The 13,097-nt window shown below is 67.0% G+C and carries 10 protein-coding genes and 3 pseudogenes; 6 read left to right on the top strand and 7 right to left on the bottom strand.

Annotated elements, in window-relative coordinates:
* Positions 1-26: 26 nt before the first annotated feature.
* From OG568_RS47325 to OG568_RS47315, 3 genes are all read left to right on the top strand, one after another.
* A complete protein-coding gene (locus OG568_RS47325; RefSeq protein WP_329536104.1) occupies positions 27-881 on the top strand; it encodes an alpha/beta fold hydrolase in 855 nt (284 codons plus the stop codon).
* Between the two features lie 97 nt (positions 882-978).
* Positions 979-1,830 carry an alpha/beta fold hydrolase gene (locus OG568_RS47320; RefSeq protein WP_329536103.1) on the top strand — a complete coding sequence of 284 codons (852 nt, stop codon included), beginning with the start codon at positions 979-981 and terminating at the stop codon, positions 1,828-1,830.
* 451 nt (positions 1,831-2,281) lie between these two features.
* Complete coding sequence (locus tag OG568_RS47315) at positions 2,282-3,262, top strand: hypothetical protein (protein ID WP_329536102.1); 981 nt, start codon at positions 2,282-2,284, stop codon at positions 3,260-3,262.
* 308 nt (positions 3,263-3,570) lie between these two features.
* Here the strand turns inward: OG568_RS47315 and OG568_RS47310 are convergent, their stop codons facing one another.
* Positions 3,571-4,437, bottom strand: coding sequence for an aldo/keto reductase (locus tag OG568_RS47310; RefSeq protein WP_329536101.1), 867 nt, complete (start codon positions 4,435-4,437; stop codon positions 3,571-3,573).
* A 288-nt stretch (positions 4,438-4,725) separates the two neighbouring features.
* On the opposite strand from OG568_RS47310, the pseudogene OG568_RS47305 reads away from it, so the two are divergent.
* A pseudogene (locus OG568_RS47305) lies at positions 4,726-6,024 on the top strand (FAD-dependent oxidoreductase); the annotation flags it as partial.
* Between the two features lie 52 nt (positions 6,025-6,076).
* On the opposite strand, the pseudogene OG568_RS61645 reads toward OG568_RS47305, so the two are convergent.
* The 3 genes and pseudogenes from OG568_RS61645 to OG568_RS47295 form a co-directional block, all read right to left on the bottom strand.
* Positions 6,077-6,481, bottom strand: a pseudogene (locus OG568_RS61645) (group II intron reverse transcriptase/maturase); the annotation flags it as partial.
* Positions 6,482-7,178: 697 nt separating this feature from the next.
* Positions 7,179-7,520, bottom strand: a complete 342-nt coding sequence (locus OG568_RS47300; protein WP_329536099.1) for a DUF5713 family protein — start codon at positions 7,518-7,520, stop codon at positions 7,179-7,181.
* 38 nt (positions 7,521-7,558) lie between these two features.
* The gene (locus OG568_RS47295; protein WP_329536098.1) at positions 7,559-8,464 is read right to left on the bottom strand and encodes an aldo/keto reductase; all 906 of its coding nucleotides are present in this window, start codon (positions 8,462-8,464) and stop codon (positions 7,559-7,561) included.
* A 427-nt stretch (positions 8,465-8,891) separates the two neighbouring features.
* Here OG568_RS47295 and OG568_RS47290 point away from each other — a divergent pair.
* Positions 8,892-9,197, top strand: a pseudogene (locus tag OG568_RS47290) (ATP-binding protein); the annotation flags it as partial.
* 88 nt (positions 9,198-9,285) lie between these two features.
* Here the strand turns inward: OG568_RS47290 and OG568_RS47285 are convergent.
* A complete protein-coding gene (locus OG568_RS47285) occupies positions 9,286-9,828 on the bottom strand; it encodes a DUF6882 domain-containing protein (protein ID WP_329536096.1) in 543 nt (180 codons plus the stop codon).
* A gap of 701 nt (positions 9,829-10,529) precedes the next feature.
* Here OG568_RS47285 and OG568_RS47280 point away from each other — a divergent pair.
* Entirely contained in the window at positions 10,530-11,741 is a 1,212-nt protein-coding gene (locus OG568_RS47280; RefSeq protein WP_329533076.1) for an IS110 family transposase, read from the top strand.
* 27 nt (positions 11,742-11,768) lie between these two features.
* Here the strand turns inward: OG568_RS47280 and OG568_RS47275 are convergent, their stop codons facing one another.
* Both OG568_RS47275 and OG568_RS47270 read right to left on the bottom strand, forming a co-directional pair.
* A complete protein-coding gene (locus OG568_RS47275; protein ID WP_329536432.1) occupies positions 11,769-12,176 on the bottom strand; it encodes a hypothetical protein in 408 nt (135 codons plus the stop codon).
* 277 nt (positions 12,177-12,453) lie between these two features.
* Positions 12,454-13,047 carry a TetR/AcrR family transcriptional regulator gene (locus OG568_RS47270; RefSeq protein ID WP_329536095.1) on the bottom strand — a complete coding sequence of 198 codons (594 nt, stop codon included), beginning with the start codon at positions 13,045-13,047 and terminating at the stop codon, positions 12,454-12,456.
* Positions 13,048-13,097 lie beyond the last annotated feature (50 nt).

Here is a 13,097-nt window from a genome sequence, read left to right as displayed (position 1 = left end):
GAACGACCTCGAAAGGGATGAACAGCATGACGACTACCGCATTGGCCGGCCATGCCCTCCAGACCAGGTCGGTCGACGGTCTGGCGATCCGCTTCGTCGACACCGGCGAGCAGTCGGGACCGACGCTGCTCATGACGAGCCCGTGGCCGGAGAGCCTCTTCGCGTTCCGGCGTATCTGGGACCAGTTGGCGCCGGTGACCCGGCTGGTGGCCGTCGACCTGCCGGGGTTCGGACACTCCGAGGGACGTACCGAGCTGTTCACGCCGTCGGCGATGGCGCAGTTTCTGCACGAGCTGATCGGCGGCTGGGGCCTGGAGACACCGCACCTGCTGGCCCCGGACGTGGGAACCGGCGCGGCGCCGTTCCTGGCCGGCCGCCATCCCGGGTCGGTGGCCTCGGTCATCGTCGGCAGCGGTGGGGCGGCGTACCCGCTCGAGGTGTCAGGCGCCCTCGCCGACATGATCGCGGCTCCCGACACCGATTTCCTCAAGGACTTCGACAGCCGCACCTCGGTGGGCGCCGCCGTGGAGCCTGCGGCACCTCGCACCAGGGAGCCTGAGGTCTGGGAGGACTACGTCACCGCCTATGAGGACGGCAGATTCGCCGAGTCCGCGCGCTACGTGCGCGCCTACCCCGTGGAACTGCCGGTGCTGGGTGAACTGCTGCCGTTCATCACCACCCCGGTGCAGGTGATGAACGCCGAACACGACGAGCTCGTGCCGCCGTCCAACGGCACGTACCTGCACGAGCGGCTGCCGAACAGCCGCCTGGCCAGCTTCGACTCCGGGCACTTCCCCTGGGAGCAGAGCGCGGCCGACTACGGCGCGGTCATCGCCGACTGGATCGCCGGCGAGTACGCCCGAGTGGGTTCGGCGGCCTGACACCGCCCGGCCCCGAGTGTCCGGGGTGACGAGAGGGGAAGTACGCACGCGCCCCGTCACCCCGTCCCCGCACCAAGCCACACAGATGGGAACGGCAATGGAGCACAGCATCAAATACCTGGACGTCAATACCACGACCGCCGAGGGATCGAACGGAGTCAACTACGCCTATCGGCGCCTGGGTCCCCAGGGCGGCCTCCCGCTGGTCCTCCTGCAGCACTTCCGGGGAAACCTCGACAACTGGGACCCCGGCCTCATCGACGCGCTGGCGGCTTCGCGCGACGTCATCGCCTTCGACAACGTGGGAGTGGCCGCGACGACCGGATCCACTCCCACCACGTTCGCGCAGATGGCCGACGACGCGATCACCTTCGTCGAGGCGCTCGGCCTCGACAGGATCGACCTGCTCGGATTCTCCATCGGCAGCTTCATCGCGCAGGAGATGGCGCTCATGAGGCCGTCGCTGATAGCGAAGCTGGTCCTGGCCTCGACCGCGCCCCAGGGCGCACCCGGCATGCACGGCTGGGCACCCGACATCATCGGCGCGGTGGGTGAGCCGACCACTGACGCCGAAGGCTACCTCCACGGGTTCTTCACCGACTCGCCCGCAAGCCGGGCCGCCGGCCAGCGGTGCCTGGGCAGGATCTACGCCCGGACCGAGGGACGCGACGAACAGACCACCTGGCAGACCCGGAACGCCCAGTACGACGCGGTCCTGAAGTGGGGAACGCCGAACTTCGGGCTGCTCCAGCGGCTCGCCGCGATCGAACAGCCGGTCTTCATCGCCAACGGCGACGACGACCGGATGATCCTTCCCTGGTACTCGCACCTCACCGCCGCCCTGATTCCCGACGCGTTCGTGAAGCTGTACCCGGACTCCGCCCACGGTTTCCTCTTCCAGCACGCGCCGTCCTTCGCGGCCGACGTGCACAAGTTCCTGGACTCCTAGGCCCGCTATCGAGGAACCCGTCAGCGCCGCGCGTCGCCGCGGACTCGCTCCGAGCCCTCCCCACTTTCCCGTCGACCACGGGCGGCGAGGCGCACCATGACTGAGCCCTTCGTCCTGCGGAAACTCTCGGAGCGCTCGTACTGGGTCAAGGTCGGAGTCTTCGCCACCCTCGTCCACGTAGGAGAGGGGCCGCGCGCTCCCGCGCCCGACCGAGACCGTCGCCTGACGGAGACATCGGCTGTCATGCCGACGTTCAGTTCGAGCTCGGGTACTACCGCGACATCCGGAAGGCAGTGACCCAAGCCTTCAAAGCCAATCCAGCAACTTCATCGACATCGCCTCACAACCGAAGCAGGTGCGGCACGACCCCGATCCCTCCCCCATCGCGCCCTGCATGGTCCGGCCAGGAAACCCTGATGCGCCTTTGGTAATTACTCAAGGAGTAATGAACATGCACGTTCCGATCGCAAGAAGTCTCGTGTCGGCGGCCATCGCGGGGGTGGCGGCGCTGTCCCTCACCGCGCAGCCGGCGGCGGCTGCCACCTTCCCCGCCTCTCATCCGCGCGTACTCGTCGAGTACGACCGTGAGGCGGGGCAGCAGCCGGAGAACGTGGTCGTGACGCCGGACGGCAAGCTGAATGTCGTGCTGTCCAGAGCTGCGCAAATACAGGAGGTGGCACCGGGCGGGCACCGGCGGCTGCTGGCCTCCCTCCCACAGCCGGCCGACGGCGGAGTCAACACCCCGGCGCTGGGCTTCAATCTCGCCACGGGGCTGGTCCGCACCGACGACGGCACCCTGTACGTCGGTTACGCGACCGGCGACGACACCCTCACCGGCATCTGGCGCATCAGGCCGGGCGGCAAGCCCCAGCGCGTCATCCCGCTCAGCGCCTCGAGCCTCCCCAACGGCATGGCGCTGGACGAGCGGACCGGCCGGTTGTTCATCGCCGACTCGACCCGCGGGATCATCTGGCGCGCCCCCATCACCGGCGGAACCCCCACCGCCTGGGCGTCCGGAGCGGCCTACGAGCCGACAAGCCAGCTCGGCGTCAACGGACTCAAGGTGCACAAGGGCGCGGTCTGGGTGTCGAACTCCGCCCAGGGCGTGCTGCTTCGCGTGCCGATCAAACCGGACGGCAGCGCCGCGCCAGCGCAGCCCAGAGCGACGGGGCTCCCGTTCCTCGACGACTTCGAATTCGTCGGCCATTCCGACGACGTGGTGGGCGCTCTCAACATCGCCAACGAGGTCGCGCTGATCCACCCCGAGGACGGCAGCCACTCGATCACCCTCACCGGCGAGGACGGCCTGCGGGGACCGACCTCGGTCGCCCTGCGCGGCACCAGGCTCTACGTCCTCAGCGCCGCTTTCGTCCTCGACGCGAAGCCCAACATCCTCACCACGCACTTCCACCGCGGACACGACAGGGCCTAGGAAGGACGCTGGCGGTCCGGCCTTGCTGTTCCTCGCCGCTGTGCCTCGGCCGGACCGTCTTCCCCATCATGCCCATGCCGTTGACTTCCGGCCGACTCGGCGACCTGGTCTCGGGCTGACCATGCTGGCCTACGACGACACAGGACTGATCCAGGCGATCCATCGCACTGCCACCGCAGGCCCTGGGCCGCTTCGATATCTTCAGCCGCGAGCTGTCGAGGACCTCGAGGATCTCGACTTCGGAGCGATCTGGCACCCGTGACCACTGTCACGGGTGCCAGGAGTCTCCAGCGGCGGATGTGACTGCCTCAGACGGCGCTCGTCAATGCTTCGAACTCCTCGTCCGAAAGCCGCACCGAGGCCGCTGCGACGTTCTCCTCTATGTGGGCAACCGACGACGTGCCGGGAATGGGCAGGATCACTGGGGATCGGCGCAATAGCCAGGCGAGTGCGAGCTGGGATGGCGTCGCGCCGTGGCTCTTGCTGATCGTCGCCAGCGGGCCACTGGGTTCGGCGAGCGTGCCGGTCGCGATGGGGAACCACGGGATGAACGCGAGGTTCTCGGCTTCGCAGTAGTCGAGGACGTCTTCGGAGGTACGGTCGGCGAGGTTGTAGAGGTTCTGGACCGACACGATCTCGGCGGCCCCTCGGGCCTGTTCGAGCTCGGCCACCGAGACCTGGGACAGACCGATGTGCCGGATCTTTCCCTCTTGCTGGAGCCGTGCCAGCTCGCCGAGGGACTCTTCGACCGGCACCGTCGGGTCGATGCGGTGCAGCTGGTACAGGTCGATGCGCTCGACACCGAGGTTCCGCAGGCTCAGCTCGGCCTGCTGCCTCAGGTACTCGGGCCGGCCGTTCGGCTGCCACAAGCCCGGACCGGGCCGGGTGAAACCGCCCTTTGTCGCGATGACCAGATCGACGGGGTACGGATGCAGCGCCTGCTTGATCAGCCGCTCGCTGACGGACGGACCGTAGGAGTCCGCCGTGTCGATGAACGTCACCCCGAGCTCGACCAGCCGACGCAGCACCCTCACCGCCTCGTCGGGGTCCTGCGGTTCGCCCCAGACGCCGGGCCCGGTGATGCGCATCGCGCCGAATCCGAGGCGATGCACCGGCAGATCACCGCCGAGCAGGAAGGTGCCGGAAGACGCTGCTGGGGAGGGAGTGGTGCTCACCAGGATTCCTTCTTTCCACACGTGCTGAGATCTGGGGACGACGGCGGCGTGGGCCGAGCCGACGTGAGTCAACCTCCCACCTCACGCTCTTCCGGTCCCTCACATATTCAGGCGATCCTGGTCGACGGTGATCCACCGCTGCCTACGACCCGTCTGGTCAGCCAATGGAGGTAGGAGCCACAGCCCAGGGCGACCGACGCGCCGCAAGCTGACCGGGCAGGGCATGGGTGCCCGAGGCCCGGACGTCACCTCTTTGGATGAGGGACAGGTAGACAGCCCCGGCAGAGGATGGAACAACCCGAAGGACGGGCCCACCCGTGCTTGCCCACCAGCGAGAGAAGGCACCACATGGACCCCGTCGAACGAGGCGAGCACTCGGCATGGGCCCCGGTCGCACCGCTCTCCGGCGACCAACTCAAGAGACTGGCAGCGCTCGGATCAGAGTTTCCGGCGAACTCCGGCGAGATCCTCTTCTCAGCGGGCGATGCGTCCTACGACTTCTTTGTCGTCCTCGAGGGGTCTGCGGATATCGTCGACCGGCTCGGTGAGGCGCACGAGCGACTGGTCGCGTCATACGGGCCCGCGGAGTTCCTGGGCGAGATAGGCATGCTGACGGGAGAGCACTCCCGCTTTGCAGGTGTCATGAAGACCCCGGGTCGACTGCTGCGAGTGCCGGTCCATCAGATTCACATGCTCGTCGCGCAGGACGCCGGCCTCAGTGAATACATCCTGCGGACGTTCCTGGAGCGCCGGGCGAACCTGATGCGCAGGGGCGCAGGACTCACACTCATCGGTTCCCGGTACGACGAACGCTGCCGAGCGCTTCTGCAGTCGTTCTCGCTCAGCCGAACAGCCTTGCACTGGATGGATCTCGAAGAGCAGCCAGAGGCCGAGGCGCTTCTGCGAGAACTCCGGATACCTGTGACAGACCTTCCTATCGTCCTCATCCCCGGCCGGCCTCTGCTGCGCAATCCACAGCCGGCCGACATCGCCGCGGAGTTCGGAGAGCCGCTCACCGCGGTCGATGACGACGACCAGGATGTCGGTGACCTGCTCGTTGTCGGCGGTGGCCCCGGCGGTCTGGCGGCAGCGATGTACGGCGCCTCGGAAGGGCTACAGACCACTCTCATCGATGCGGCGGCCTTCGGCGGCCAGGCTGGTACGTCCTCCAGAATTGAGAACTACCTCGGATTTCCGGCCGGTCTCTCGGGTGCCGAGCTGGCTGCGCGGAGGACGATCCAGGCGGCGAAGTTCGGGGTCCGGCTCCACCGGAACGCCCGGGCGGCGGCCTTCGCCAGTCAGAACGGCATACACATCGTCACCTGCGACGACGGACGGGCTTTCAGGGCGCGCGACGTCGTCATCTCCACCGGAGTCGACTATCGGCGCCTGGCTGTCCCCGGGATCGAAACCTGGGAGGGCAACGGCGTCTACTACTCCGCGACGGTCGCTGAGGCAAGGTACGCGCCCGGGCGGCCCGTGGCCGTGATCGGCGGCGCGAACTCGGCAGGCCAAGCAGCGATGTTCCTGGCCCGGACATCCGATCCGGTGTACCTCCTGATACGGGGACACGACCTCGAGCATTCGATGTCCCGCTACCTGATCGACGCGATCACCTCCAATCCGAAGATCCATGTACGAGTACCAGTTTCAAGGACGCCTGGACCACCCGGTCCGCCACAGTCGGAATCCCTAGGCGACGGAGCTTGCCGTTCGCCTTGGGAATCATCCGCTCACGGACGGGAACCGGCCGGAAGCTGCGGTCTTTAAGCTGACTCCGCAGCCTGCCGAGAAACACCTCGACTCCCTGAACGGCCTCGATGGAGTGAGCGGCCTTCCCGTCCACTCCGGCCGTGCGGGCACCCTTGTTCCCCCGGACACGATCCCACGCCACCAACAGGAAGGCAGGATCGGCCACGAGGTTGAACAGATCGTCGAACCTGCGATGAGAATCATCAGCAGCCCAACGGTGCAGCTTGGTCTGAATCTCCAGTACCCGGCGCTCGGCCTTCATCAAGGCCCACTCCAGCTCGTCGGTATTCACCGGCGATAACCTCCTGGCATTCCAGCCTACTGCCGACTTGCTGGCCCCCTTCCCCATGTGGCCGGCTCTCCCGGCCTCCGAGTACTACGGAGCCTCCGTCCTGCCCGACGGTCATCAGCCGGCGATGGGCCTGCCCTCGACCGAACTGGAGGTCCGGCTTGGGGCGCCCGCGGGCAGTTCCCACGTTCACCACGGAATCGATCGACGGGTGAGGTGCTCAGCTCTACCCCGGCAGCATCGACACGCTTACGCCGCAGGCTTTCGGCGTGGCCTCCCCACCGATACGTGGAATCTGCTTCGGAGTCGACCACCGGCCAGCGGTGGTCGTGCACTGCTTCCGGCCCAGATCCGCCAGGTTCGAGCCGGTGTCGTAATTACGGGGCGTCAAGCACTGATTCCTCGCGTGCACCTTCCCGTCTCGCTAGCCGGACCCGGACCGTCTGGCAGTGCCAGCCCGTCCCGACGTTGTCAGGGCTGCTTACCGCTCGGCTCGGCATCCCCCGAGCCGAACTGCCCCCAGCTTCAGCCGAATTGCTGCGACAACCCGGCGGTGAAGGTCTCTCACCTCACTCGATTCCATAGCGCCTCGTGGCGCACCCACGAGATACGACAAGCTCGCCGTCCGCCACGAGGCGACCGTGCTGATCGCAGCTCTCAACGAATGGCTCTCGCCAGCAGATGGCCCTCCGGTCGTTGTTCACCAGTCCCGGGTGGCGATCAGCTCCTCTACATCCGCGTCCGTGAACCCGTATGCCGACGCGACAAACCAGAAATCCTCAGCGATCACCTCGCGCGCAACCGTCTCGATCTCACTCCCGGCGGCCTCGAACTCCGCCTCCAAGCGGTTGAATTCCTCTGTTGCGGCCTGGGCGAGCGCATACAGGGCCTCCAGATCCGACGGCTGCACAGCCTCAATCCGCTCGCACAGCCGCAACAGGATCGCCCTGCCTCGGTCGACGACGTGATCGGGAAAGTACGAGTCCGCATACATCTGCCGCAGAAACGCGTGCCCTGATACCTGCTGGTTCGTGATCGGCATGGCGCTTCCCCATCCCCGTAGAACAACTGACGCGCCGATCATGCACGGCACCACTGACAACGAAGCCGCCCATGTACGCCAGACCGCTCGTGACCAGCAGGCTGCGTACTCGACCTCCGTTTGGTGACTCCGTTGTGCAGCCTGTCGTTGAGGCCGCGCTTCTCGGCGAAGTCACCGAAGGCCGCGAGCTGTGCCAGGTCGGCGTTCTCGAAGTCGTCCTGGCGGAAGTGGGTCAGCCGCGCCCCTTCGGGAGCCCTGCCGGAGGAGTACTTGCCGGTCAGCAGCCCGCTGGACAGCGGGTAGTAGGGCAGGACGCCCAGCCCGAACGCCTGGGCGGCGGGCAGTACTTCGAGCTCCGCACGGCGGTCCAGCAGGTTGTAGTGGTTCTGCGGGGCGACGAAGCGGGCGGTGCCGAACTGGCGGGCGAGATACTCGGCCTGGGCGATCTGCCATCCGGCGAAGTTGGAGTGGCCGATGTAGAGCACCTTGCCCTGCTGCACCAGGCTGTCGAGCGCGGCCAGGGTTTCCTCGATCGGCGTGACCAGATCGGGGGTGTGGAACTGGTACAGATCGATCCGGTCGGTGCCCAGCCGGCACAGCGACTCCTCGACGGCGCGGACGATGTAGCGGCGGGAGCCGCGGACTCCGAAGTCACGGCCATTGGCCCCCTCCGTGTCCATGCCGAACTTGGTGGCGATCACAACGTCGTCGCGGTGGCCCTTCAGCGCCTCTCCAAGGAGTTGTTCGCTCAGCCCGGGCGGTGTGCCGTAGGTGTCCGCGACATCGAAAAGGGTGATGCCGACCTCGAGGGCAGCTCGCACAACGGCGTTGGCATCCTCCTGGGTGAAGCTGGCGGTGTTGGGCCTGCCGAGGTTGCTGCAGCCGAGCCCAACACTGGACACGGGCAAACCGGAGTTGCCGAGTTGGCGATAGCCGACGGACATGCTGCGCTCTTCTCTCGATGTGCATAGACGGTCAGGTGGCTGGCGATCCGGAGACCGAACACCGAACTACCCATCCAGCCTGATCAGCGCATCAGCATGAGTCCAATCAATCCTTGCGATCCCCTGATGCAGATAATCGATGAGCGTCGTCCGACCCGTGACCCGCTCGGCCTTCGTCACCACCCCCGCGTCGGCGCAGCCAGCCGGTCCGTACTCGGTCACGAAGCGGCGCCGCGCTGCCGAGCCTGTCGTCGTCGGTGAATTTCCTCTGCGGACGCATGCCATGACGGCGCGACGTAGTCGCCACTGGACAACGGACAGCATGAACCCGGTCGACAGCTTCTACTCCATGATCAATTCCCCTGGCAGTGCTCTGTCGGGGGGCAGTTGGTTCGACTTCACGGCTTCCCCGAAACTGCCCACCGCCCAGATCCGCGAACTCATCCGCCCCGGCCTGCTCATCCTCGACGACTTCGCGAGGCGCCAGCTGACCGCGGCCCGGGCCGACGACCCCTACGAACTCGTCTCCGGACGTCAGGGCCGGTCGTTGATCAGCACCAGCAACCGGGCGCCCAGCGACTGGTATCCGCTCTTCCCCCATCCCGTCGTCGCCGAGTCCCTCCTGGACCGGCTCATCAATGCCAGCCACCAGGTCATCATGAACGGCCCCAGCTACCGCCCCAACAAGCGCCCCAGGAACCCCGCCGACAAGAAGGAGAAGACAACCTCATAGGCAGGTCGGCCGCCGGATCACAGGTTTAGGCGTCTGGCCTGCTGAGGGTCAGGCACCGACACCTCCGGGCGCAGAGTTGCCGGGTCCGCTAGTCGATATTGATGTTGAAGGTGGAGGTGCTGCCATCCGCAGCCGTCAGCGTGACCGGGCCGAACGTGATGATCGCGACGGAATTGCCTCCTGGACCCCGATAGAAACCAGTCGCCTTGGTGAGCCGGACAGCCAGAGCCACGAGGCTCGCCGCAGCCTGCTCGTCGGCATCGATCTCCGCTTGGGCGAGGGAGCGGTGACCGTGGGCCTCTGCCCAGTCTCGGACGATTCGGGCGTCGCGGCTCATCTCGGGGAGGATGCTCTTGTTCGCCCACGCCCACAGCCACGAGCCCGACGAGGGGCTGAAACTGCCGAGGATCTGCGCGGGCGCCGTCGCGGTCTTTTCGGGGAAGGTCCAGGTGATGAGGCCGGTCCTCTGATCCAGGCCCCAGCGGTCCGCCGAGCCCAGCCCCCAGGACATGTGCGCACGAGCCAGTTTATCGATCATGTCTTCGCCCTGCAGCAACAGGATGCTCAGATCCGCCTGATCCACGGCCTGAGCAGCACTGTCTGGCTTGTTGGCCCGCTTGAACAACCCCATGCCGCGAAGTCTGCCAGAGGTCATTGGCCAGCCGACGGCCCCCTCAAGCCGAGGCGCCGTACCGGCCGACAAGGTGGGGAATTACGTGACCACAGCCATGGCGGATTACGTACGCGATCGTCAACACTTGTGCCGCTCCATCGCCACGAGGGACTGCCGGTCGTCCACGTCTTTGGTGACACCGAGGTCGGCGAGAGTGTCGACGTACGCCGAGTCCCGGATCGGCCTCTACAAAACGGAGCTGATCAAACCCCCCAGGGCGGCTGGAGTCAACGCGTAGAGCTTCCACCCATCCCGGAGCGGTTCACCTTGTGCTCTTGCGGCAACCGACGGATCTCCTTGATGGATGCCCCCAGCGTGCGCAGGTCGTGCGTGGGGAGTCGTGAAGCACGCCGAAGAGCACCCGTTGCCACGCATCCGGGAGTCCGCGGTCAACTGCCCCGTTATGTTTTTCGCGGTCCTGCAAGAGGGCCGCTGGCCTCCGGGCCCGGTATGACTTTTGCCCCCTGTCGAAGGCATGACCTGGGGGGTGGTGTCGCCGGGCCTGGGAGGTGCCGTCGGAGACGCTGATGAGAGGTCCGGCCACCGCCCGGTCCGGCGCAATGCCGGACAGCTCGCGGGCGGCAGGTCTGCATAACGTGGATGCGCGCGTACGACACCACCGCCGAGGCCGGCACGTTCAACACCCTGGGAAGGGCGCGATGTTCGACCCCGAAGACGTGGGCGTGTTCCTCGGCCTGGACGTCGGCAAGAGTGCTCATCACGGCCACGGGCTCACCCCGGCCGGGAAGAAGGTCCTCGACAAGCAGCTGCCCAACAGCGAGCCGAAGCTGCGGGCCGTCTTCGACAAGCTCAAGGCCAAGTTCGGCACCGTCCTGGTGATCGTGGACCAGCCCGCCTCCATCGGCGCCCTCCCGCTCACCGTGGCCCGGGACGCGGGCTGCAAGGTCGCCTACCTGCCCGGACTGGCCATGCGCCGGATCGCCGACCTCTACCCGGGCGAGGCCAAGACCGACGCGAAGGATGCCGCGGTCATCGCGGACGCCGCCCGCACCCTGCCGCACACCCTGCGCTCGCTGGAACTCACCGACGAGATCACCGCCGAACTGACCGTGCTCGTGGGCTTCGACCAGGACCTTGCCGCCGAGGCCACCCGCACTTCCAACCGGATACGCGGCCTGCTCACCCAGTTCCACCCGTCGCTGGAACGCGTCCTGGGCCCGCGTCTGGACCACCAGGCCGTCACCTGGCTGCTGGAGCGCTACGGCTCCCCGACCGCCCTGCGCAAAGCCGGCCGCCGCAGGCTCGTCGAGCTCATCCGGCCCAAGGCCCCGCGCATGGCCGCCCGGCTGATCGACGACGTCTTCGACGCGTTGGACGAACAGACCGTCGTGGTCCCGGGGACCGGCACCCTCGACATCGTCGTGCCCTCCCTGGCCCGCTCGCTCGCCGCGGTCCACGAACAACGCCGGGCCCTGGAAGCCCAGATCAACGCCCTGCTGGAGGCACACCCTCTTTCCCCGGTCCTGACATCGATGCCCGGCGTCGGCGTCAGGACCGCCGCCGTCCTGCTGGTCACCGTCGGCGACGGCACCAGCTTCCCCACCGCAGCCCACCTCGCCTCCTACGCCGGACTTGCCCCGACCACGAAGTCGTCGGGCACCTCGATCCACGGCGAACACGCACCACGAGGCGGAAACCGGCAGCTCAAACGCGCCATGTTCCTCTCCGCCTTCGCCTGCATGAACGCCGATCCCGCCTCCCGCACCTACTACGACCGATGCCGGGCCCGCGGAAAGACCCACACCCAAGCCCTCCTCCGCCTCGCCCGCCAACGCATCAGCGTCCTGTTCGCCATGCTCCGCGACGGCACCTTCTACGAACCCCGCGTCCCCCAGGCGACGGCTGCATGAACCAGTCCACAGGAAGGCTGACGCAGATCAACACCATGGGTCGTCTGCCCATGCCGAGATATCTGCGGCCCCCCGACGGACAGCTTCTTCCGGGTCCCGGGCGAGCTTCCCGCAGGCCGCTGCGACGTCCGGCACACCGCCCGGTCCCACGAGCGCGTCATGCACCCCGGTCTGCAGCCACTCGGCCTGGTTGTCGTCAGCCTCGGCAACCGCGAGAGCGATAAGCCTTATGGCGGCCACCGTCCCCACCCGGGTCAAAGCCTCTGCCGTCTGCCGGGTCACCGCCGTGTCCTCGACGTCCAGCAGCAGCCCCACCAACGCTTCCGCAGCCTCAGAAACATCAGCGAAGGAAGCAAGGTCACGCCCGGCACGAACACGCTGGGTCCACGAAGGAGACGACGCCTCAGCCAAGGCTGCCTCCAACCCACTCGTCATCTCTGGCACGACCAGACAGTCTCACGCCCCACAGAGAAGATCGAACCCCGGGCAGAGGCTGCCCAGACGCTTGACGAAGAACATAGAGGCACCCCCCCCCGGATCCGATGATCCGCTGCTCCTCGGGGGGAGCCTGCTCGCAGAGCATCGCCTCGCGCGTTCGCATCTGGCGCTGGTGGATTCGCAACTGGTCGCTCTGGCCCGCATGTTGATCCAGTCGTCCGGGGCACCGGACCACGTCCTCACGCGGGTTCAACATCGGCGGGACCGCCCCTTCTCAGTGAGGGAGCAGCGGAGGACTCTTGGTGACGAGTTGAACCAGGTATTCGGCGAGGTCGGTGCCGAGGGGGGAGCCGGTCATGAGCCGTCGGTAGAGGACGGTGCCGGCCCAGAGGTCCTGGACGAGATCGATGTCGAGATCGTCGGGCAGGTCACCGCGTTGGATTCCGCGGCGCAGCGCGGCGGCGACGTTCTCGCGCTTGCGGTACAGGAAAGCCTCCCGGAACCGGGTCATGAGTTCGGGGTGAGGGAGGAGGCCACCGGCGAGTGCGGGCAGCGAGGTGGCCATGTCCTCGTTGGCGTAGTTGTCGATGGTCATGTCGACGGCGCGGCGCAGTTCGGCGTTGGTGTCGCCCAGATCAGGGATCTCCTCGGCGCGGAAGATCTCGGCGAGCGCGTCGGCGACGAGCGCCTCCTTACTGGGCCACCAGCGGTAGATGGTCGATTTGCCGACGCCCGCGGCCGCCGCGACGGCCTCGATGGTCAGCGCCGGGTAACCCTGCCCCGACAGGACATCCCGCGCCGCGGCAAGGATCTTTGAAACAGAACGAGGCCCACCGGCCACGGAACCTGAGGAGAAGACGAGTGTCATGACTAGAACGATACGGATCGTTGCACTCGCGGGTCAAGGCGTGTTACCGT

This window comes from Streptomyces sp. NBC_01450 (assembly GCF_036227505.1).
In the GTDB taxonomy this organism is placed as follows: domain Bacteria; phylum Actinomycetota; class Actinomycetes; order Streptomycetales; family Streptomycetaceae; genus Streptomyces.
Note: the sequence above shows the minus strand (reverse complement) of the source record. Positions and strands in the feature narration are given on the sequence as shown.